The sequence below is a fragment of the Flavobacterium plantiphilum genome, from assembly GCF_046000495.1.
Classification (GTDB): domain Bacteria; phylum Bacteroidota; class Bacteroidia; order Flavobacteriales; family Flavobacteriaceae; genus Flavobacterium; species Flavobacterium plantiphilum.
In genome coordinates this window covers 329,257-351,998 of record NZ_JBELQA010000006.1, presented here as the reverse complement: position 1 = coordinate 351,998, position 22,742 = coordinate 329,257, and the positions used below count along the sequence as shown (strand labels likewise).

Here is a 22,742-nt window from a genome sequence, read left to right as displayed (position 1 = left end):
TGGGAGAGTATGTCGTCGCCTTTCTTTATTGAGCCCCAACCTGAAAAGGTTGGGGCTCTTTTTTTTATAGGTACGACGTGTTCGCCTAACGGCTCGGTTCGTCTCCTTTCTTTAACCTGAACTTGTTTCAGATTCTATAAACCCTGTTTCGATAGAAACAGGGTTTATATTTGGACTATTTTTGTAAAGAATATTAATTTTATTATGGGAAAACAAAAACTAGTGGATATGACCCGTGGACCTATTGTTCCGCAAATTATTCATTTTACCTTACCACTAATAATAGGTAATTTTTTTGTTTTAACATACAATGCAGCTGATTCTGTGATTGTGGGTCGTTTTATTGGTGCTGATGCTTTAGCCGCACTTGGTGCTGCCAGTCCGGTGATGAATGTTTTGCTTTTTTTGATTATCGGGATTTGTCTGGGAATGTCAGTGTTGATGGGGCAGTATTTTGGAGAACAAAATTTTGATAAACTAAAACGTGTTATTTCCACTTCTGTAATTTCCGGAGGTTTGTTTACTATAGTGCTAATAATTTTGGGTTTTTTCTTTTCCCGAACTATACTTTTATTTTTGAATACGCCATTAGCGATTCTGGATGATGCTACTTCTTATCTTCAGATTATCTTTGCGGGTCTTGTTTTTACTTTTATCTATCATATTTATGCTTCTACTTTGAGAAGTATGGGAAACTCTAAAGCATCTCTTTATTTTTTAATTGCTTCTGCATTGCTTAATATTGTTTTAGATATTCTGTTTGTTGTGGTCTGGGAGAAAGGAATTCAGGGTGCAGCCTGGGCAACCGTTGTTGCCGAAGCCGTAGCTGCTTTGTTGTGTATTTTGTATGTTCGGTTTTATATTCCTGTTTTAAGATTTAGCAGTAAAGAGTTTGTATTTGACCGCGGTTTATTCCGAATTATTTTTAGTTACAGTTCGGTTACAGCAATGCAGCAAATTACGTTGCATTTAGGTAAATTTCTCATTCAGGGCGCTATTAATCCTTTGGGTGTGGTTGCTATAGCTGCTTTTAACGCAGTAAGCCGAATCGATGATTTTGTGATGATTGTTCAGCAGAATATTGCTCATGGAACTACAGGGTTTATAGCTCAGAATAATGGTAAAGGAAATTTTGTACGCATTCGTAAAGGCTTTTTAACAGGATTGAAAATGGAAGTGATTTATACGGTACTGGTTTCTCTTATTGTGTTATTCTTTTCGAGAGCGTTAATTTCATTATTTATGGGGAAAGAAGAATCAGAAGTGGTTAATGCCGGTGAGCAGTATTTAAAAATAATGATTTTACTTTATCTGTTACCGGGAATTACGAATTTGATTCAGGGTTATTTTAGAGGCTTAGGGAAGATGAAAGTCACTTTGAATGCTACTTTTACTCAAATGGCGGGCAGAGTTATTGCCGCTTATTTTCTAGCTCCTTATTTTGGGATTAAAGGAATTGCTCTGGCGTGTTTAGTGGGATGGATTTGTATGTTATCTTATGAAACACCTATTTTTTACAAGACGTGGAAGCAAACTAAATAGTTTTGTTTATTCCGGACTGCGTTAGGGATGGAAGCGGCATCCTTTTGTGAGAGTAGTGATTCTGAGGTTTAAACTTATAGTGCCCGAACAAAAGATACAGCGTACAGCCCGGCCTTGTTGCGGATAAAAATAGGCTGTTTTACGAAAAAGTGCTGCAACAAGGGAACGCCATAAAAAAAGAGCTTAACATGATGCTAAACTCTTTCTTTGTTAATATAATTTTATTGAAGATTAGGCTTCTTCATTTTCTTCCATGGTATGATAAACGTTCATCACGTCATCATCCTCTTCAATTTTCTCGATCAGTTTTTCCACATCGGCAATTTGCTCCGGATTCAGTTTTTTAGTGATTTGTGGAATTCTTTCAAAACCGGAAGAAAGTATTTCGATGTTTCTGTTTTCTAATTCTTTTTGGATAGTTCCAAAACTGTTGAATGGAGCATATATTAAGATTCCATCTTCGTCTTCAAACACTTCTTCGGCACCAAAATCAATGAATTCTAATTCTAATTCTTCGGCATCCAGACCTTCTTTTGGAATTCGGAAATTACAAGTGTGATCAAACATGAATTCTACCGAACCTTGTGTTCCCATCGTACCGTTACATTTGTTAAAATAACTACGAATATTAGCTACGGTTCTGTTGTTATTGTCAGAAGCCGTCTCAATAAGGATAGCGATTCCGTGAGGTGCATATCCTTCAAATAAAATTTCTTTATAGTTGGCAGTATCTTTGTTTGTTGCATTTTTGATAGCGCGTTCCACGTTATCCTTAGGCATGTTCGCCGCTTTAGCATTTTGAATAACGGCTCTCAATCTGGAATTGGCTTCAGGATTAGGTCCGCCTTCTTTTACGGCCATTACAATATCTTTACCTATTCTTGTAAACGTTTTTGCCATTGCAGCCCAACGTTTCATTTTTCTTCCTTTTCTAAATTCGAATGCTCTTCCCATTTCTGATTATTTTTTGACGATGCAAAATTACAATTATTTTGTTTTTTTTAAAGTTTTTAGTTTTTATAAAATGGCATTTTTACCACTTTAGCAGGGACATCTTTTTTTCTGATTCGAATAAAGATTTCTGAATCAACCGCAGCATTTTCTGTTGTAACATATCCCATTCCGATTCCTTTGTTCAAAGAAGGAGCCATAGTTCCCGAAGTTACAATTCCGATAGGATTTCCATTGGCATCCACAATTTCGTAATCGTGTCTTGGAATAGCACGTTCCTGCATTTCAAAACCAACTAATTTTTTAGTTACTCCGGCTTCTTTTTGTACTTTTAAGTTCGCTGAATTGGTAAACTCTTTGTTGAATTTAGTAATCCAGCCTAATCCGGCTTCTATTGGCGAAGTAATATCGTTGATGTCATTTCCATATAAACAGAATCCCATTTCCAGACGCAAAGTATCACGGGCAGCTAAACCAATGGGTTGAATTCCAAAAGGAGCTCCGGCTTCAAAAACTTTGTTCCAGATTTGTTCTACTTCTTCATTTTTACAATAAATTTCAAAACCTCCGGCACCGGTATATCCTGTAGCCGAAATAATTACATTTTCGATTCCGGCAAAATCACCCACTTCAAAATGATAGTATTTTATAGCTGCTAAATCAACTGATGTCAGTGATTGCAAAGCTTCTGCTGCTTTAGGTCCCTGAATAGCCAATAAGGAATAATCATCAGAAATGTTTTTCATGTCAACTCCTAAATCATTGTGAGCTGAAATCCAATCCCAGTCTTTATCTATATTAGATGCATTAACTACTAACAAATACTTTTCGTCTTTGATTTTGTAAACCAATAAATCATCTACAATTCCGCCATCGTTATTAGGCAAGCAAGAATATTGCACTCTTCCGTCGGTTAATGTTGCAGCATCATTTGAAGTTACTTTTTGAATCAACGCTAAAGCATTAGGTCCCGAAAGTAAAAACTCCCCCATGTGCGACACATCAAAAACACCAACAGCCGTTCGTACGGTTTCGTGTTCAGCATTTATTCCTTCATAGGTGATAGGCATATTGTATCCTGCAAACGGCAGCATTTTTGCTCCCAAAGCTTCGTGTATGTGCGTTAGCGCAGTATTTTTCATTATGATTTTGTGTAAATTTTGATGGCGCTAATTTATTGCTTTTATTTTGAGTAACAAAGGTGTGAGAGTCAAAGTTTACTGTGAATAAAGCCATTGTTTTTTTATAAAAATAAAGAGAACACGTTTTCTATTCGGTGAAATAAAACTAAATTAGAGGAAAATATTCTAATGAAAATGATATGATCACTTCTGTTTCAATTGATAAAAGGGAAATTTTAAAACATTATCAAAAGATAGCTGTGGATACCCACAAAGGGATTCAGGGACATGCTTTGATTATTGGGGGAAGTTACGGTAAAATTGGTGCTGTCTGTTTGTCTTCCAAAGCCGCTTTGAAAACAGGTTGCGGATTAGTAACAGCTTTTGTTCCTAAATGCGGTTATGAAATAGTTCAAACATTTATTCCCGAAGTGATGGTTTTGACGGATGTGAAGAAAAAATGCATATCTAACATCAATTTTGATTTTAAACCCAATGCTATTGGAATTGGCCCAGGAATAGGACAGGATGAACTGACTCAAAAGGCTTTTTTGAAATTTCTGAAAACAAACGAAACTCCTCTGGTTATTGATGCTGACGGACTGAATATTTTGTCTCAAAATAAAACATGGTTTTTGCTTTTGCAACCTAAAACCATATTGACACCACATCCCAAAGAATTAGAACGCCTGATAGGAAAATGGAATTCAGAAGAAGAGAAATTCGAAAAAACGATTTCTTTTTCCCTGCAATACCATGTGATTGTAGTGATGAAAGGAGCTCCGACACATATTATTGACGGCGAAACTGTTTATAAAAACGCCACTGGAAATCCAGCTCTGGCTACAGCCGGAAGTGGAGATGTATTGACCGGAATCATTACGAGTTTTTTGGCACAGGGTTATGAATCAGTTCAGGCTGCGATTTTAGGTGTTTTTTTACACGGATTAACAGCTGATATTGCTGTACCCAAAACCGGATTTCAATCGTTTATAGCTTCGGATATAATTGAAAATCTTGGGGAAGCTTTTTTGAGTTTGGAATGAAATAGCTGCGGGTAAAAGCTAAAACTAATTTCTTTTCTTCGAAGTTAGGAGACTTTACCACACTAGGACTTTTACCGTAAACTTGTCATCCTGACGAAGGAAGGATCTCATCAAGCAACTCGATAAAGTTGCTCATCTTTGTGGGCACGGATTACAAATCCACGTTATCTGGGCTATCGGATTTGATAATATTTGAATTAAAAATATCCTTTCTATTTTTATGGTATTGAATTCTTGATTCATAGCCATAGATATTTTCCATTTTGTTTTTATAATTATCTATTAATTGTTTCCTTAAATCTTTAATTTCACTAAGCTCTAATAGTGAAATATTTATTTCTGACATCATAGAATTATAATCTGGGATATGAAAAAATTTCATGTCTTTAATTAGTTGTAAGTCATTTTTAATGCGTAATAGAAAATAAAGGGTTTTACTATCAATTAAATCATTTATCAGTAGAATTTCATCAATGATTTGAATTGATTTATCAATAATAGAATTTAAGAGATAGTTGTTTTCTTGATTGAAAGAAATATTTTGAAATGTTCTACCTCTATTGGCATCTTCCTTTGGCCATTTACTTTTAATATAAAGGTCAATCTGAATATCTAGGTTTTCTCTTGTAACTTCATTGGTAAATTCGATATCATTTTTTAAAACGATGACAAATATTTTATTTAACAAAATTGCAAGGAATCTTATTTTATTAGTTATATGCATAAAACTAATGACTTTTCGATTCTCTTTAGGATTGAAAACAATTAAGTAATAAAAGATAAAAGCAGAAAAATACGAGTAACATAATTTAATATAAATAATTCCTATACTATATTGTAATTCGTTAAAGGACTCAATTTTTATAAAGTATAATTCTGTGAAAACAATTGAAATAAAACATATTATGAATATATATTTTACGATTGAATTGAGAGCTTTAAGACGTGAAATAAAAATTTTATACAAATGACTCATGTATGCTTTAATAAAAATTGACTTATAAATTTTTGTTTCTATTCTTGCTAACAATTTATATATACACTTATGTTGTCAGACTTATTATTACTTGAATTTGATTGTTAAGTCTGAAAAACACAAGCGTTTATTCTTTTTTCAAATATAGAAAATAATACTTACAAAGTAGAATTTTAATTAGTTAAGTCTTTTTTGAGCTTAGTAGCGTAAAATAAGGCTTCTCGATACAAATTTTCAGAAAAAGCGATTCGCATTTTCTGAAAATTCACTCGAAGTGACGATTTTTTTACTTAATTAAATTGTGATTTTAGGATTAATAAAAAAAGCCTTAGCCCAATCTTAATTTAGATTTTTGCTAAAGACTTTTGGAAATTTATTTTATAAATCGGGCTAAAGCCCGACCCAATTCATACTTTAAAATAGGTATTGATTTAAAAATCAGTGACTATCCGTTAAAATCAGTGTCATCCGTGGCCTAATTTTTCCATACCAACACATCAGCCGTTTTCATGGATTTTGTTCCAATGATAATTTCAGCATTGGCAGGCAATTTCATTTCATACACTTTATCCGAATAGTTTACGGCAATCCCAAAACCATCACGGTATTCAACCATAATTCCTTCCGGATAGTTTTCAATAGCGATATTTTGTTGTTGGTATAATTTGGTCAAAACCTGTTTTTCCAAATCTCCTTTTTTAGAATCCACACCAATATAAGTCACCGTTCCTTTACCTGCTTTACGGGAAATTACAGCCGGAGTTCCGGCATAGAAATCCCCCTGAAAAGTACCCCAGATTTCAGTTCCTTTGTTTGGTTTTAATAAATCGCCCCAAGAAACCCATTCAAAATCCTGATTGTTGAATTTAATTTTATCGGGAGATTGCGGCATCAATAAATCATAAGATTCAATTTCGGAACCAATTAATTGCCACATCGGTTCGTAGAATTTGGCTTCCCAAAGATGTCCTTCACGATTTTGAATTCCTGAACGACAGCTCAATACTAAATTCCCTCCGTTTTGGGCGTAAGCCGTTAATTTGTCAATCATTTGTTGATCGATCATTTGGTAAGCAGGAACAATTAAAACGGGGTATTTAGAAAAATCAGTCGTATCTCGAACAAAATCTACCGGAGCGCCAAAGGATTTCACCGCTTTGTAATATTTTAAAAAATGTTTTTCAGTATTCCATTGATTGGTTTGTTTGTTCAAATCAATTCCCATTACATTATCGGCATTGAATAAGATTCCTGTTTTGCGTTGTACATATTCCTTTGGCAATTGGGCTTTGGGATTTTGTTTTTTACGCAAAGTATTAATGTCTTTGATAAATTGGCTGAATTCTAATCCGCCAGTTGTTGGCGTAACGCCATCAGGACCCACAATTCCGTAATGAAATTGCTCGTAGCCATACAAGGGTGCGCGATAGCGATAGGTACAAGTAAACTTACTTCCGCCAGCAAAAACATGCCACAACCAAAGTCGCATGGCTCCTGGTAAAGGTTGCGGATTAATGCTTCCCCAATTCACTTGACCAGGTTGTAATTCCATAACACCATAAGCGCCTTTCATGGGACGGAAAAAATCATTCGACATCGCAATTCTAGAATATTCGCCCACACGATACCCTTTTGGTCCAATGCCTAAATCACTTCCATAAACCATATAACGGGTGTAAGAAACAAAGTCTAATTCTTTGCTAGCTCCTACATAACCCACATCGTACATTGGGATATAATTAGAAGTTATCCATTGATTTGGATTGACATACTGACGAATCACTTTAGCCTGTTCATCTAAAAATGATGCTGTTTCATGATCACCAAAACGGTAATGATCCAGTTGGGCGTGTAAATTCATTCCCCATAACGAATGCAACGGAAGATTAATTTCGTCAAAAGTACTGTAAGTACCACTCCAGAAATTATTACCCCAAGATTCATTCAAGGCATCGATAGTTTTGTATTTTTCTTTTAACCAATTGCGAAATCGTTGTGGAGCATCTTTTCCGTAATCCAGAAAACGACGTGGTTCATTGTCTAACTGCCAGCCGATTACATTTTTGTCATTTCCATATCTTTTGGCTAATTCAGCAATCATTTTCATCGAATACGAACGGTAATAATTGTTTGAAAAAGTAGCGTGTTGTCTTGTTCCGTGATCCATCTTCGTGCCGTCTTCATTAGTTACCAAAACATCCGGATGTTTGCGAACCAGCCAGACCGGAGGCGTAGCAGTCGAAGTACACAGAATCACTTTAAGATGGTATTTTTTAGCCAATTTTAAGGATTTGTCCAGCCATTTAAAATCGTATTTTCCTTCTTCGGGTTCGAGTTGTGCCCAGGCAAATTCGCCAAAATGCGTGAATTCAAAGCCCATTTTTTCCATATTCTGAAAATCGCGTTCCCATTGCGCCGGATCCCAATGTTCAGGATAATAATACACTCCTACGGAAGTTAAATCCTTGGAAGGGAAGAAATTTTCTAATTTTTGAGCAAAAGTCGCTGCGGTCCACAACAGTAGTAATGCCAGAAAGCATTGGGTTATTTTTTGGTTCATAATGATATGGTTTGGAAATAGATAATTACAAATCTAAGTTTTTTTAGTTATAAAGTGTAATTTTCTCACTTCATTGTGTAAACAGAAAAATCTTTATAAAGTGCTGAACGGCTCGCCATCTGTCTTAGACCAATTCGACCTTCATGAAGCGAAGGCTGATTTTTAAGATTCCAACTGAAAAGCTTTGAAGTGTTTTTTTCCACTACATTAAAGAAGAGTTTTTCGTTGGTTTTGATAACCGTAATTGTATAAGTTTCATCCGTTTTAAAAAGTCCGGTTTCAAAATAGGGATTCGGGATTTCTGTGGTAGTGTTGAAGTTTTGTCCTTTCTTTACAGGATATTGACGGACTCGGATATAATCTTTTTCGCTGTTAGTATTGTCATTTTCGAAAGAAGAATAACTAATATGTAAAGCTTTTATGTTGGTAAAATACGTTTTCATGGCGGGAATCGTTCTTAGCGAATTCCACTTTGAAATATCTTTCACAAAAGGTATTTTGCCGGTTCCGGTTGCCTGAAGATACAAAATAATTGCCCATTTGGTAGCGGAATCTTTTCGGGTAAAATTATATTCTATTTTGACATTGCCTTTAAAAGATTCTTTTGTCCAAAGAACAGCATGATCCGAATCGGATGCTGCTTTTACTCCGGCATTCAACAGCATTCCGGCTTTGGTATTTTTGACAGAGGCCTGAAGTCCGTCCAGAAACCATTTCGCTTGCCAGTTTTTAGTTCCGCTATCCTGAAATTCTAATTTCCATTGTCTGGACTCATTGAGAATGTCAAATTCTTTATTTTCAGTATTTTGAGCATTTATCGAAATGCAGAAAAACAGTATAAGCAGTTGCTGTAAATTCATTTTTGATGTTTTGTTTGTTCAGGAACCTACCCGGTAATCATTTAATTCTAATGTTTTAACAATGGTCAGTTTTTCATGATAAATATATCTTTTTCAATAATACTTATCAGTTCTTCTTTCAGGTTTATTTATTGATGTTGTCGTTTATTTCATAATTAAGTTCCTGATAACCAATTTCTCCTTTGTCGGAAATGGCTTCTACGATGATCATCATTTCATCTTTGTTATCTGTATTGTAAAAAGAAGTAAATGCTTTACCTGATTCATCTGTTTTTAGTACGGGCTGCCAGTGTATCAGTGTGCGGATGTCAGTATGCTGCCAATCATCCGGCTGAATGTTGTCATATTTTGGAGCATAAAATTCTTTGGCTGTAGCAAAGACAGGAACAGTGGTCTGGGTTAAACCTTTTGGTTTTTGCGCACCTCCAAGACCTATTCCGGCATGGGTATAAATCGCTATGACATTTCCCCAGGGAGGAGCTACAAAAGCACAGTTGGGAAGGTCATTAAATACCTCACAATACAATGTGGTAAAACCTTTGGCATTTTCGATAATTTCAAAACTACTTACTTCACTCGGTGAGATGTTAGGAATATGCATATAATCATAATGCGGAATAACAATACCGTCAACAAGAACAAGGGTAGCTTCGTTGTTCACTGTGGCATATAAATTTTGATCCGGCATTCTTTCTATTCTTACTTTATCGGGATAATTAAATAACAGCACACTGTATAATCCGTAGGACCATTTTTTTTCTTTGGAAAGAATTTCTTTTCCTTTGATTATGGTTTTTGGTTTGCCGTATTTCTCTGTTACTTTTTGTTTATTAGGCGTCATTTTAGCATTCACTTTTACCTGATCTAAAAGAATACCGCCAAACTGTAAATTGAATTTTTCATCGATTTCTTTTTGTTTTTTACTTTTTTCAATGAATTTCACTACAATGCTGTCGGGTTGTTCAATAGCCTGAGTAGGTTCAAAAGTAATTGCAGGTGATTTTTTTTGGTCTAAAACAACCGAATTGCTTATTTTTTTATCTGATTTATTGGCAGTCTGGATAAGGACTTCTATTTCTTTTCCGTATTCGTCATTTAAATCAAATTTAAATTTCCCCAGACTGTCTGTTTTTTGTTTGTAAAATGATTTATCCCTACCGGAAGTCATCATGGTTAATTCGACATCTTTTTTTCCTTTTTTTGCTGAAAAAAGATTATTGACTCTGCCTGATACGGTAAGCGATTTTTCAGGATTGATGCTTAGAGAAGATTTATTAGGTTTCGAATAATTGTATTTACTCCATCCCTGGGTAAGCATTAAAACCTCTAAATCTTCATGCATGCTACTGTCATTCTTAAAGTAATAACCGGGATTTTCGATGTTTCCTTTTAATTCTGAGTCTATTAAAAAATACGATAGGATATTTTGACGCAGGTTTTGCATCTTTCCTAATTCTTCTTTATTGACGACCAGTACAGAAGTGTTAGCATGTACAGCTTCTCCGTTATTATGAGTAGTTTGAATAGTAAGATTAGTCCGTTCCCGTTTGTTGTAATTTTGTTTGTCAGTAGTAAGATTGATTTTTATCCGGCTTTCCGGTTTTTCATTAAAATAAAGTCTTTCTGCAATTGGTTTTTTGGAATTGTTTAAAATACTAAATGCAATAATCCCTTCGGGAATTTCAGTAGTAGAGATTAAGGACTGGTAAAATCCCTGATTAAGGCGAACCTTTTTTTCATACAAATCAATTCCTCTAAATGAAATCCGAACAAAAATACTGTCGTTTTTCATGTAGTTGGATAGGGCTTTAAGCACCACTTTATTACCTTGTTTGTAAACGGATAAAATAGTTCCGCTGGCAGCCACATCAGGTAGAGGATATAAAGATTTGTCTTTCAGAGAAGGTTTTAATCGGGCATAATATTTTTTAGAACTATCTGCGTTAGTAATAAAGAAACTTCCCATTCCGAGGCTGTTACTTTTAAACGTTGTGATGTGGTTTTCCTGTTCATCAATGATATCTCCTTCAATTATTTTTCCTTTTCCGGTAGCAGCTGTGGCTTTAAAACCCACTTTACTATTCAGTCCGTGAACCAGTTCTCCGCTTTCCGGGAAAAATTGCAGGTCTGTATATTTCTGGTTTAAAACAAATGTTTTGGAAGCCGTTTTCTGGTTTTCAGTTTCTATTTTTAAAGTTGCGAACTGGCTTTCTTTTTCAATAGGATAGTCCAGAATATACTGCTCATTTTTTCCTTTTTTAATAAGCAAACTGTCTTTTTTATCATCAACACTGATATATACGTTTAATTTGTTTTTTTGAAGGGAATCAATAAGCTGCGGATTAAAAACTACTTCCAGATGATCGCTGGCTGTCTCTTCTTTGATTAGTCTGATGTTTTGAATTGCAGCCGTATTTTGATTTTCTGTTGGAAATACCTGAATGTATTCTTCAAAGAAAAAAGCATCATCAAAATTCTGATTCCATTGCGTATACGCTCTGATTAGGTAATTGCCTTTTTGTATTTTTTTATCTAAATCAAAATTCCCATGACCAATTCCGTTTTCTATTTTGATTAATTTTTTTTGCAGTATCACTTCATCAGCACCGATTAACTCTGCATGCAACACACCGCTCAAAGAGGAAGGAATATGTTCGGAAGCATTTGAAACAATGCATTTAAACCAGACTGTATCCCCGTTAGTATATACTTTTCGATCCAATTGCAGATAAATTTTTTCAGCAAAAGACGCATTGGAAACAACCCAGTTATTTTCCTGTGCCCAAAAAGATAGTGGAAATAGCAGTAAAAGCTGAAGAAGGAGTGTTGGCATATTTATACCAGTTTTATTGGATGATTTTTTCATGATCGCTTGTGAACTGATTTTAATGAATTTCTTATCGATTGATAATCTTTCAATTACAGATAACAAAATCTGTTTTGAAAAGTATCAAATATAAAAATAAAATCATTTATAAATACGATTTTTCGTATTGATGTGGAGGCGATAAATACAACTGATTCATTTTTAAACTGCTTTATGGAAAGCAAAATCCAACAGCTGTCTATAAAATTATATAAATTAATGCGATAATCATGTAACAGGATTTTATGGCTTCGTCTCTAATTTGGCAATTGTAAATAATAACAATTAGTATTAATATTTAATTATAAAAGCCATGGATTCAAATTACATTATCAATAGACTTAAATCGACCCTTTTTAAATATCCAACAGTTGACGTTCTTAGAAGCAGATTGAAAAATCTGGACGAAAAAAAGAGAAATACTATTGTATCCAGTTTGAAAATTGAACTTTACAAACATAAAAATTCAGACATTCACGAACCCCTGATAGAATTGCTTTATAAAATGCCATTGGCATCATAAAAAACAAACGGCAAGTTATTAATTTAACTTGCCGTTTTTTTTTTAGATATAAGTGGGATTCTTGCGTAAGTGTGTGAGGTTTAAATATGGCCTTTATCCCAAATACAAAACCAATTTTTCCATTAAGCCTAATACCCAAATTGCTTGTAGCGTGTGTTAGTAGCTGTTGCTTTTTATCAAACCAAACTTTATCGTATCTCCTTTAGTTATGGTAGGAAATATATCATCAGCCGTATTAGGAATTCCATCAACGCCTACTGAAAATAGTATGTATTTATCTTTGCTTCTCTGGTACTGTAAATCTCCCATCTTTTGATTGCCTTTCAAAAAAGGATCCCAAGTAAACTCTGTTTTTTCTCTTGCTTGCTGAAGTTTTTCAGGGTATTCACCGAACTTATATTTATAAAATTCAATACTCTTAACAGATGAATTTAAATTATTTTTAGCAAATTCAACATTAGCATCGTTGAACACAGGACTTTCCTCGATCATTTTTGTAATAAATAACCAAAAAATGAATGTAAAAGCTATGCAAGCTGAACCAATAAAAATCAATGTGCGGTCTTTGTATTTTACTATTCCTTTCCAAAGTAAAATTATTCCCGCAATCAGACCAAAGTTTGGCATTAGTCCAACTAAACCCCACCAATAAAGTCTTTTTACATTTTGATTTCTTTCCATATTATAGAATTTGTTTCTGCAATAGCTACTAACGTTCTCGCGCCTTGCGCCGTTTGCGACTTACGAAGACGAGTATTTTCGGCTAAACGAAGATATGATAAAAAACGGTAATTCCACTAAATTCGCAAATGGCGCAAGACGTGTGTTACCAGCAGATTATTTCTTCACAATAATTTTATTTTCAACGAAATCTAATATTTTTTTAAAATTTTCTTCCCCAACTTCTACTTCTGCTAAGATTAAAGGTTCGTATTTTTTTGTAATCATAAGCAAGTTATCTTCTTTTATTAAATATGTTCTAAATTCTTTCCATTCAAAGACTCTTTCTGTTTCTTGAACTTTTGTAATTAAGCTTTCTTCAGTAAATTCATAAGTAAAATTAGTTATGCTTCGGCACGCTTCAATTTCTTTAGTTTTAACTTCTTCAAATCCTTTATATGATGATTTTATTTTAAAATAGTAATAGATGTATGGGATTAAAATTCCTAATCCAAAAAGTATAAATGCAAATCCAAAAAAGCTCGGTCTGTCAAAAGTGATAAGAGAACCGATTATTAATAAAGTTAGACCAAGAAAATGAGAGTTTTTATAATATGCAATTTTTTCTTTCCATGCTAAATCACGAAGCAAATCCATTTGTTTTATATAAATATTTTCATCAAAATTTAATTCAAATTTCATATTTTTAACTCGTTATATGTTAATTTGCTGGTAACGTTTTGCAGCTACAAGAAGTTGCAAACTTTGTAACCGAATACTTTCGGTTATTACTAAATTTCTTCCGAAACGTGAACGTGAATTTAACACATAATTTGCCATTTCTTGTAACTGCTGTTGTGCGTTTGGTTTTTTTTATAACAGTATCTTTTTGTTTTCATAATTCCTATTGAAAAATTCAATAGTATTGTCTATATATTTTCGTGGTGAACCTGAAGTATTGTATTTAAAATGTGTAATTAATTCATTTATTTTTTTCGTTTTTTCTTCGTCTGTAAGTTCTTCTTTTAAAAGTGACGCTTTAGAAAACCAATTCAAATTTAGATGATTAAGATTCCCACATTTCAATGGTGTCTTATCTTCAAATAATAATTCATCTAATCTATCTTTAGTTTTTTCAAGCTCAGTTTTATTTAAATTTATGTAATTATCTATTGTATTGTGTGATACAGCACCAATATAATTGACATCTTCTTCCATCATATAAGCGTCAATAATTGCTTGTCCAAAATAAATTTGTTCTGATTTATTTAAGCTTATTTCTCCGTGAGCTAAACCTCCTTTAATTGGTATTTTTGCTTCAATAGTTCTAGCAAATAACCATCTAACAGCTATTAGGAAAAAATAGAAATTATTGATGTCATCATTTTTAGAAAAAATAACTATTGAGTCTGAAAAACTAACTATATAAATTTCAGCATCTTTATATTTTTCTAATAGCTTTCCATTTTCAGCAATATTTTCTAAAAATTTTTTAGTCTTTGAAATTTTACTTAATTGCTCATAAATTTCGGCGTGATTATTTTTTGAGACTAAATCTTTAAAGCCTAAAATATCAATAAAAGCAACAAATCTTTTATCTGTAGGTTTTCAATTTGTTCTATTTGATTTCTTTTCTGTCATTTATATATGTTTTTCTGCGATTCTGCTGCAAACTGACGCACAACTAGTATATAGGCGAAATAAACCTTCGTATATACACCCAAAATCGGGTAGATTAGCGAAGGTTTGTTTCGCTTTTATTATTTTCAAATATATTTAAATATTCTTACAAAACAATCTGTTTAAAAAAGAATTTTCCTTGTATCAGCGTTTGCGTGAGGGATGGGAGTGGAGCTCTTTATAGTTTTCCTTCTTTATGGAAACTATAAAAGCGGGAGCGTACAGCCCGACGCTGATGGAACGGAGTGGAAGCAGGGGCACGCCCAAAAAAAATACCCAAAAAAAAAAATCCGACTGGTTTACACCAATCGGATTCTATAATTTTAGTCTCTAACTGTTGACCGATTACTAGATGTGAATAACTTCACCGTAAGCAGCAGCAACTGCTTCCATCACAGCCTCACTCATGGTTGGGTGTGGGTGGATTGATTTCAGGATTTCGTGACCTGTAGTTTCCAGTTTACGGGCTACAACTGCCTCAGCAATCATATCAGTAACTCCGGCACCAATCATGTGGCATCCTAGCCATTCTCCGTATTTAGCATCGAAGATTACTTTTACAAATCCGTCAGCATTTCCGGCAGCTTTTGCTTTTCCTGAAGCTATGAAAGGGAATTTTCCAATTTTTAAATCGTATCCTTTTTCTCTGGCTGCTTTTTCAGTTAAACCTACTGAAGCAATCTCAGGAGTAGCATACGTACAACCCGGTACGTTTCCGTAATCGATAGGCTGAACGTGCATTCCAGCAATTTTCTCCACACAGTTGATTCCTTCAGCAGAAGCTACGTGAGCCAAAGCCTGTCCCGGAGTTACATCACCAATAGCGTAGTAACCAGGAATATTTGTTGCGTTGTAAGCGTTTACTAAGATTTTATCTCTGTCAGTAGCAATTCCTACTTCTTCTAAACCGATGTTTTCGATGTTGGTTTTAATTCCAACAGCAGAAAGCAGGATGTCAGCTTCAAGTTCAATTTCTCCTTTAGCTGTTTTTACAAATGCTTTAACTCCGTTTCCTTTAGTGTCGATTTTCTCCACAGAAGAGTTTGTCATTACAGTGATTCCAGATTTTTTCAAAGATTTTTCAAATTCTTTTGAGATATCTTCGTCTTCCACAGGAACTACATTTGGCATAAATTCAACGATAGTAACCTCAGTTCCCATTGAGTTGTAGAAGTGAGCAAATTCCACCCCGATTGCTCCTGAACCAACGATAATCATCTTTTTAGGTTGTTCCGGTAAAGTCATCGCCTGACGGTAACCAATTACTTTTACACCATCCTGAGGTAAGTTAGGTAACTCACGAGAACGAGCTCCGGTAGCAATGATAATATGATCTGCACTGTATTCAGTAACTTTATTGTCTTTGTCAGTAACGTCAATTTTTTTACCTGGTTTTAATTTTCCAAAACCATTAATAACGTCAATTTTATTTTTTTTCATCAAGAAAGTAACTCCTTTGCTCATTCCTTCGGCAACATTACGGCTACGTTGAATTACAGCAGGGAAATCTTTATCAAATTCAGAAACCGTCAATCCGTAATCGGAAGCATGTTTTAGATAATCAAAAACCTGAGCGGATTTCAGTAAAGCTTTTGTTGGGATACAACCCCAGTTCAAACAAACTCCACCTAAATTTTCTTTTTCAACTACGGCTACTTTAAAGCCTAATTGTGATGCTCTGATAGCAGTTACATATCCGCCCGGACCACTTCCTAAAACAATAACGTCGTATTTCATTTCTATGTATTTTTTGTTTTTTATTGTTGAAATGCAATGAGCAAGCTCAAGCCTTTTTATTCTAATTTATTTTTTACGTTGTCCAAAATGAAATTTGTACAAGCAGTTTTGACCTTGTATGTATTTCTAAATTAATTGAGACTGCGAATTTAAGGATTTATTCTGTTTTTAAAACTCCTAAAAGCACAAAATATTAACAGAATGCGGTTTATAAAGCCTGAATTTTCAAAATCTAACAAAATAGATTCGGTTTCTTATATATTTTTAGAGATATGTCAATGATTTTGTGTGAGGAGTTGTTGGTTAAACTTTAATTTTTTACCGCAAATTCGCCAATTTGAAATATCTTAATAAATTAAATAATTTGCGAATTTGCGGTAAATTATCAGTGAATAAAAAGAAAATTAACCCACCATTTTCTGTTTTCTTAGCAACAACCAAATCACTATTGGCGCACCAAAAATAGAAGTTACCGCATTAATTGGTAAGGTAATATCGCCACCCGGAACCTGTGAGATAGTATCACAGATTAACATGATAACGGCACCAAAAAGGAGACTGCTCCAGAATAAAATCTTGTGATTACTGGTTTGGAAAACCAATTTGGCAATATGAGGAACTGCCAAACCTATAAAAGCTATTGGACCGGCAAAAGCAGTAATGCTTCCTGCCAGAATACTGGTGGCCAGAATAATAATCAATCGGGATTTCTTGTAGTTCATGCCCAGACTCCGGGCATAATTTTCGCCAAGAAGCAAGGCATTCAGTGATTTAATACTGCCTAAAGTCAATAATAAACCAACAGATACACAAAGGGCTAAAATGCTAATGGATGTCCAGGAAAGGTTTCCCAAATTTCCTAACGACCAGAAAGTAAATTTCTGCAATTGTTCGGCAGTGCTAAAATAACTTAATGTTCCTACGATGGCTGTGCTTAAACTGCCAAACATTAAGCCTACAATCAGAATACTCATGGTGTCGCGTAATCGCACGGAAACCAATAAAACGGCTAATAATACAAAGGAACTCCCCAGCGTTGAAGCTAAAACAATTCCGTAGGACGAGAGTACTATTTGCTGTAAAAAAACGGGAAGTAAGCCCGCCCCCAAAATCACAAAAGCAACTCCCAAACTTGCACCGGAACTCAATCCTAAAACATAAGGTCCGGCTAAAGGATTTCTAAATAAGGTTTGCATTAATAAACCACTTATTGAAAGTCCGGTTCCCACCAGCACGACTGTAATAGCTTTAGGTAAACGATAATTGATAATAATGTATTCCCAGGTAGATTTACTGGCTTGTCCGCCAGTTAAACTCTGAAAAATTTCTTTGAACGGAATCGTTACAGATCCCAGACTAATGTTTGCAAAAAACAAAAAAAGCACCCCTGTTATCAGGTATAAGAATAAAATAGTATTTCTTTTTTGATTTTTCAAGTCAGACTAATTTAGTTTTTGTACAAATGTAAAATGGTAGTCCGGAAGTAAATCAGGATGAAAGATTTTGATATAATCTTTCAAAACTAAATCGGGACGGCTAGGGGCTGATTCGTAATAAACAGTTCCTCCTGTTGCACCTAATTTACTTTCAAAAGTATATACATTTTTAGTTTTAAAAGCATTAAATTGCTCGTAATGCGGATTGCTGTAACCTAATTCTTTCGTGTTTTTAAATGAGCCTGTGGCTATCCAGATATCAGCATTTTTGGCTTTCTCTAATATATTTTCAAATGATAAACCTAAGCTTCCGCTTCCTTTTGTATCCGCCCATAAATAATTGGATTTGGCATCCTTCATAAATTGCGCTACCCAGCTGTTTCCTTTGGCCACATACCATTGGTTTTGGTACATTGAACCGTATAGAACTGTTTTTTCAGCTTTTTCACCGGCAACTAATCGCAAAGCATCGTTATAACTTTTTACAATATTGTCAAACAGTATTTTGCCTTCTTTTTCTTTACCAAATAGAGCAGCATAAAGTTTAATCCATTCGGCTTTTCCCAGTGGCGATTGCTCCATCCAATCGGCCTGAATGAGTACTTTTAAACCATTTTTTTCTAAATTGGCAATCATCGGATTGTTGTTGTCAATACCAAAAGTTATAATAGCTTCAGGAGCTAAATCAATCAGCTTTTCCATGTTTAGGCGTTCGTTTTGTCCCACGTTTTTAACAATTCCGGCATCAATTAATTTACGGGTTTTTTCAGAAGAAACATAATCGGTATGGGGAAATCCCGCTAAGGATTTTTCAACTCCCAGCATTTCTAAAAACGGAATATTAGTTGTTGAAGTCACTACAATGGATTTCAGAGGAACTGTGATTTGGGTATACTTTTGTAAACTGTCTGGAACGGCTGTGTTTTTTTCTTTGAGGATGTACAAAAAATCTTTATTGGCATCCGGCCAGGGGTTTAAAACTTTAACTATCGAATAACCATCGTATTTATGAATAGAAAGATTCGTCGAATATTCAATTTCATTTTTTTCAGTTGCTGCTGAAACAGAGGTTGTTTTTTCATTCTTTTTGCAAGCGGTAAAACTTAAAAAGAATATTATAAACAGGATTTTATTATAAAAAGAATTCATCATCAAAATTTATTTGCAAGCAAAGGTATATGAAATTGTAAAAATTACTGTTTATTTTTTAGGATAAAAAAATGAACAAATGGTATCTTTACCTCATGAATACTATAAAGCTAAAATGCTGTTCCGGTTGTGGAACTTCCTTTGATTGCGGAGATATTTCGGAACAGAAGAAATGTTGGTGCAATGATTTTCCACCCATTTTTAATTTTTCCGAAGAAGGAGATTGTCTTTGTCCCAATTGTTTTAAAAAGAGCTGTTCGCTTAAAATTGAGGAATACATAACTACGGTTTCACCGGAAAATGCATTAGATAACAAAGCCAAAGATTTACCCAAAACGACTCATTTAATAGAAGGAATTGATTACTATCTGGAAAACGGAAATTATGTTTTCAAAGCCTGGTTTCATCTCAAAAGAGGGAATTGTTGTGGCAATGGTTGCCGTCATTGTCCGTATTAAAAAAGTTATGAGTTATGAGTTATGCGAACAGAAACATTCATTATAAAAAACAATTAGAATTAATAATTAACCATTTATCATTAACAATTAAAATGATTTACTTTGTAACAGGAGGGGAACGCTCCGGAAAGAGTAGTTATGCCGAAAATTTAGCCAAAGAATTATCAGAACGACCAATGTATGTGGCTACAGCACGAAAATGGGATGATGATTTCCAGAAGCGTATTGACCGCCATCAAAAAGACAGAGACGAACGTTGGATTAATATTGAAAAAGAAAAGTTTCTGAGTGAAATTGATTTTTCAGGGCATGTTGCTGTGATTGATTGCGTAACTTTATGGTTGACTAATTTTTTTGTAGATACAAAAAATGATGTGGAATCGAGTTTGATTCAGGCCAAATCCGAATTTGAATCTGTTGCCAATCAACCCAATGCAACTATTATCATTATTTCGAATGAAATAGGAATGGGTGTTCATGCTGATACACATATTGGTCGAAAATTTACCGAATTACAAGGCTGGATGAACCAGTATTTAGCTCAAAAAGCAGATAAAGTAGTACTAATGGTTTCCGGAATTCCGGTAACGATAAAAGGAGGATTATGAATTTTGTAACCTCATGGTCTGGTGGAAAAGACAGCTGTTATGCGATGATGCAGGCAGTAAAGCTAGGATTGAAGCCAAAGGTTTTACTGAATATGATGAATGAAAACGGAAAGATTTCGCGTTCGCATGGTTTGCCTTTATCCATTTTGCATCAGCAGGCACAAAAAATGCAATTGCCCATAGAAACGGTTCCTGCAACCTGGGGCGATTATGAGGAAAAGTTTATTGGTATTTTAAAAAAGTTGAAAGCCAATTTTGAGTTAGATGCTGCCGTTTTTGGAGATATCGATTTGCAGCCTCACAGAGATTGGGAAGAGAAAGTTTGTAAAGCGGCTGATTTAGAAGCTATTTTGCCTTTATGGCAACAAGATCGCATTATTTTAGTGAATGAAATGATTGAAAGCGGGATAGAAACGATGATTGTTTCCTGTAATACAATGATGGGAGAATTTTATTTAGGAAAGATTCTAACCAAAGAATTAGCGCTCGAATTAGCAGCTAAAGGTATTGATCCTTGCGGTGAAAATGGAGAGTTTCACACTATGGTAATTTATTGTCCTTTATTTTCAGATAAAATAACATTGCCCGCTTTTAAAACTGTAGAGCATAATGACTATTGTTTTGTAGTTTGGGAATAAGTGAGCAGTATTCAGAAAGCATAAATTAGAATTAAGTCAAAATTTTCAAGTTCAGTCTGAGAGGGCTAAGACGATGAAAAAAAATATCATATTCCATGCAAACATTAGACGAAATAATAAAATCCCGTCGTGATACCCGTCATTTTACCAATGATGCCGTTCCTGATGCTGTTATTGAAAAAGCATTGCAGGCAGGACATTGGGCGCCTTCTGTTGGTTTGACCGAAGCAACCCGGTATTATCTTATCAAGTCAGCTGAAGTTAAGAAAGCCATCAAAGAATTATTTTTAGAATATGATAAAAAAGCAGCAAAAAGTACCGATGATGAATCCCAAAAGGAACAATATCAAAATTTAAAACTCGAAGCAATTGAGGACGCTCCGTTGGGATTGGTAATTTGTTACGATCGTTCGGTGCTGAATCATTTCACTATTGGAACTGTGGGGAGTAATGAAGCGATAAAGTTTAGTGCGGTTTGTGCGGCGCAAAACATTTGGCTTTCACTTACAGAGCAAGGCTATTCTATGGGCTGGGTTTCGATTTTGAATTATTACGAATTCAAAAAAATACTGGGTTTACCAGAATATATTGAACCGCTGGGATATTTTTGCGTAGGCAAACCTGCAACCAATTATGACAACCAACCCATGTTACAACAGCTGCATTGGAAACAAAAATCAGATGCACTTTGTATAACAGAAATAAACGAACTTTCAGCAATTGATAAAAAACAAACGGAAGTAAAAGCTGTTGCAAAATCTAATGCAGCTTTTTCTATAACTGCTTTGCAACATAAAATAGATCAAAAAACAAAACCGACAGGTTCTTTAGGTGTTTTGGAAAAAATAGCACTGCAAATTGGTACTGTTTTTCAAACTTTGGAACCTAAAATAACTAAACCTCACATTGTGGTTTTTGCTGCCGATCATGGCATTGCTCAGCACGGTGTTAGTGCCTATCCGCAGGATGTTACCCGCCAAATGTTGAGTAACTTTCTGGATGGTGGAGCAGCGATAAATGTGTTTTGCAATCAAAATAATATTGCACTTTCAATAGTTGATGCTGGTGTGAATTATGATTTTCCATCTAATACAGCACTTATTTCGGCTAAGATAGACAAAGGCACACATTCATTTTTAAACGGCCCGGCGATGAGTAAAAAGCAAATGGAATTGTGTTTTACCAAAGGAACTGAAATTGTAGCAAACCTTGCAAAACAGGGCAGTAATTGTGTTGGTTTTGGCGAAATGGGAATTGGAAATACCGCTACAGCTTCAGTTTTAATGAGTGTGCTGTGTAATTTTTCTATTGAAGATTGTGTGGGCAGAGGGACAGGAGTGAATGATGAAAAATTACAATTCAAGATAGACATTCTTAGAAAAACCATTGTAAATTACGATGGAGAAAAGGATCTAGATAGTTATCTGACTTATTTTGGCGGATTTGAAATTTTGCAAATGGCTGGCGGTATGCTGGAGGCTTATCGTCAAAATATGATTTTTTTAGTGGATGGTTTTATTTGTAGTGTGGCTTTTTTGGTCGCGTACAAAAAGAATCCTGAAATACTAAAAAATGCCATTTTCAGTCATCAATCAGCGGAAAAAGCCCATAAAAAATTATTGGATTATCTGAATGTTCCAGCTGTTTTACAATTGGATTTACGTTTGGGCGAAGGAACTGGCTGTGCTTTGGTTTTCCCAATAATAGAATCGGCTGTGGCTTTTTTAAATGATATGGCTAGTTTTGAAAGTGCGGGAGTGAGTGAGAAGTAGATTTTTTTGGCTAAAGCCAATATAAAAGAAATTTGGAAATCTTCAGATAAATCTGGAGGCAATTAAAAAGGAGATTTGATATTCCGAGATTTAAAGCAATTAGAATTTTTTTAATGAATTTGGAGAGAGAAAGATAAATCATTGGCTTTAGCCAAAAAA

19 protein-coding genes are annotated in these 22,742 nt (G+C 34.6%); 7 read left to right on the top strand and 12 right to left on the bottom strand.

Features of this window, described 5'->3' with window-relative positions:
* Positions 1-204 precede the first annotated feature (204 nt).
* The gene (locus tag ABS764_RS12450) at positions 205-1,542 is read left to right on the top strand and encodes an MATE family efflux transporter (protein ID WP_408082128.1); all 1,338 of its coding nucleotides are present in this window, start codon (positions 205-207) and stop codon (positions 1,540-1,542) included.
* A 231-nt stretch (positions 1,543-1,773) separates the two neighbouring features.
* Here the strand turns inward: ABS764_RS12450 and ABS764_RS12445 are convergent, their stop codons facing one another.
* A complete protein-coding gene (locus tag ABS764_RS12445) occupies positions 1,774-2,496 on the bottom strand; it encodes a YebC/PmpR family DNA-binding transcriptional regulator (RefSeq protein ID WP_408082127.1) in 723 nt (240 codons plus the stop codon).
* 56 nt (positions 2,497-2,552) lie between these two features.
* The gene (gcvT, locus tag ABS764_RS12440) at positions 2,553-3,635 is read right to left on the bottom strand and encodes a glycine cleavage system aminomethyltransferase GcvT (protein WP_408082126.1); all 1,083 of its coding nucleotides are present in this window, start codon (positions 3,633-3,635) and stop codon (positions 2,553-2,555) included.
* A 179-nt stretch (positions 3,636-3,814) separates the two neighbouring features.
* On the opposite strand from gcvT, the gene ABS764_RS12435 reads away from it, so the two are divergent.
* Positions 3,815-4,660, top strand: coding sequence for an NAD(P)H-hydrate dehydratase (locus tag ABS764_RS12435; protein WP_408082125.1), 846 nt, complete (start codon positions 3,815-3,817; stop codon positions 4,658-4,660).
* A gap of 151 nt (positions 4,661-4,811) precedes the next feature.
* On the opposite strand, the gene ABS764_RS12430 is transcribed toward ABS764_RS12435, so the two are convergent.
* The 4 genes from ABS764_RS12430 to ABS764_RS12415 form a co-directional block, all read right to left on the bottom strand.
* Positions 4,812-5,384 carry a hypothetical protein gene (locus ABS764_RS12430; protein WP_408082124.1) on the bottom strand — a complete coding sequence of 191 codons (573 nt, stop codon included), beginning with the start codon at positions 5,382-5,384 and terminating at the stop codon, positions 4,812-4,814.
* A 727-nt stretch (positions 5,385-6,111) separates the two neighbouring features.
* A complete protein-coding gene (locus tag ABS764_RS12425) occupies positions 6,112-8,196 on the bottom strand; it encodes a beta-galactosidase (RefSeq protein ID WP_408082123.1) in 2,085 nt (694 codons plus the stop codon).
* A 65-nt stretch (positions 8,197-8,261) separates the two neighbouring features.
* Positions 8,262-9,056, bottom strand: a complete 795-nt coding sequence (locus ABS764_RS12420; protein WP_408082122.1) for a DUF1961 family protein — start codon at positions 9,054-9,056, stop codon at positions 8,262-8,264.
* A gap of 124 nt (positions 9,057-9,180) precedes the next feature.
* Positions 9,181-11,889, bottom strand: a complete 2,709-nt coding sequence (locus ABS764_RS12415) for a hypothetical protein (RefSeq protein ID WP_408082121.1) — start codon at positions 11,887-11,889, stop codon at positions 9,181-9,183.
* A gap of 346 nt (positions 11,890-12,235) precedes the next feature.
* Here ABS764_RS12415 and ABS764_RS12410 point away from each other — a divergent pair, with 346 nt between their 5' ends.
* On the top strand, positions 12,236-12,445 hold the full coding sequence (locus ABS764_RS12410) for a hypothetical protein (RefSeq protein ID WP_408082120.1): 210 nt from the start codon (positions 12,236-12,238) through the stop codon (positions 12,443-12,445).
* Positions 12,446-12,601: 156 nt separating this feature from the next.
* Here the strand turns inward: ABS764_RS12410 and ABS764_RS12405 are convergent, their stop codons facing one another.
* The 6 genes from ABS764_RS12405 to ABS764_RS12380 all read right to left on the bottom strand — a co-directional run bounded on the left by ABS764_RS12405 (position 12,602) and on the right by ABS764_RS12380 (position 19,107).
* Positions 12,602-13,126, bottom strand: a complete 525-nt coding sequence (locus tag ABS764_RS12405) for a hypothetical protein (RefSeq protein ID WP_408082119.1) — start codon at positions 13,124-13,126, stop codon at positions 12,602-12,604.
* 156 nt (positions 13,127-13,282) lie between these two features.
* Positions 13,283-13,807, bottom strand: a complete 525-nt coding sequence (locus ABS764_RS12400) for a hypothetical protein (protein WP_408082118.1) — start codon at positions 13,805-13,807, stop codon at positions 13,283-13,285.
* A 171-nt stretch (positions 13,808-13,978) separates the two neighbouring features.
* Positions 13,979-14,326, bottom strand: a complete 348-nt coding sequence (locus ABS764_RS12395) for a hypothetical protein (protein ID WP_408082117.1) — start codon at positions 14,324-14,326, stop codon at positions 13,979-13,981.
* An 807-nt stretch (positions 14,327-15,133) separates the two neighbouring features.
* A complete protein-coding gene (gene lpdA, locus ABS764_RS12390) occupies positions 15,134-16,522 on the bottom strand; it encodes a dihydrolipoyl dehydrogenase (protein WP_408082116.1) in 1,389 nt (462 codons plus the stop codon).
* Between the two features lie 404 nt (positions 16,523-16,926).
* Complete coding sequence (locus ABS764_RS12385; RefSeq protein ID WP_408082115.1) at positions 16,927-17,958, bottom strand: iron chelate uptake ABC transporter family permease subunit; 1,032 nt, start codon at positions 17,956-17,958, stop codon at positions 16,927-16,929.
* Between the two features lie 6 nt (positions 17,959-17,964).
* A complete protein-coding gene (locus tag ABS764_RS12380; RefSeq protein ID WP_408082133.1) occupies positions 17,965-19,107 on the bottom strand; it encodes an ABC transporter substrate-binding protein in 1,143 nt (380 codons plus the stop codon).
* 71 nt (positions 19,108-19,178) lie between these two features.
* Here ABS764_RS12380 and ABS764_RS12375 point away from each other — a divergent pair, with 71 nt between their 5' ends.
* The 4 genes from ABS764_RS12375 to cobT all read left to right on the top strand — a co-directional run bounded on the left by ABS764_RS12375 (position 19,179) and on the right by cobT (position 22,583).
* On the top strand, positions 19,179-19,565 hold the full coding sequence (locus ABS764_RS12375) for a DUF5522 domain-containing protein (RefSeq protein ID WP_408082114.1): 387 nt from the start codon (positions 19,179-19,181) through the stop codon (positions 19,563-19,565).
* 92 nt (positions 19,566-19,657) lie between these two features.
* On the top strand, positions 19,658-20,173 hold the full coding sequence (cobU, locus tag ABS764_RS12370; RefSeq protein WP_408082113.1) for a bifunctional adenosylcobinamide kinase/adenosylcobinamide-phosphate guanylyltransferase: 516 nt from the start codon (positions 19,658-19,660) through the stop codon (positions 20,171-20,173).
* Complete coding sequence (locus ABS764_RS12365; RefSeq protein ID WP_408082112.1) at positions 20,170-20,811, top strand: Dph6-related ATP pyrophosphatase; 642 nt, start codon at positions 20,170-20,172, stop codon at positions 20,809-20,811. The genes cobU and ABS764_RS12365 overlap by 4 nt, the downstream gene beginning before the upstream one ends.
* A gap of 95 nt (positions 20,812-20,906) precedes the next feature.
* Positions 20,907-22,583 (top strand): nicotinate-nucleotide--dimethylbenzimidazole phosphoribosyltransferase, encoded by a 1,677-nt coding sequence (gene cobT, locus ABS764_RS12360; protein WP_408082111.1) that lies wholly within the window; start codon positions 20,907-20,909, stop codon positions 22,581-22,583.
* The last annotated feature ends 159 nt before the right edge of the window (positions 22,584-22,742 follow it).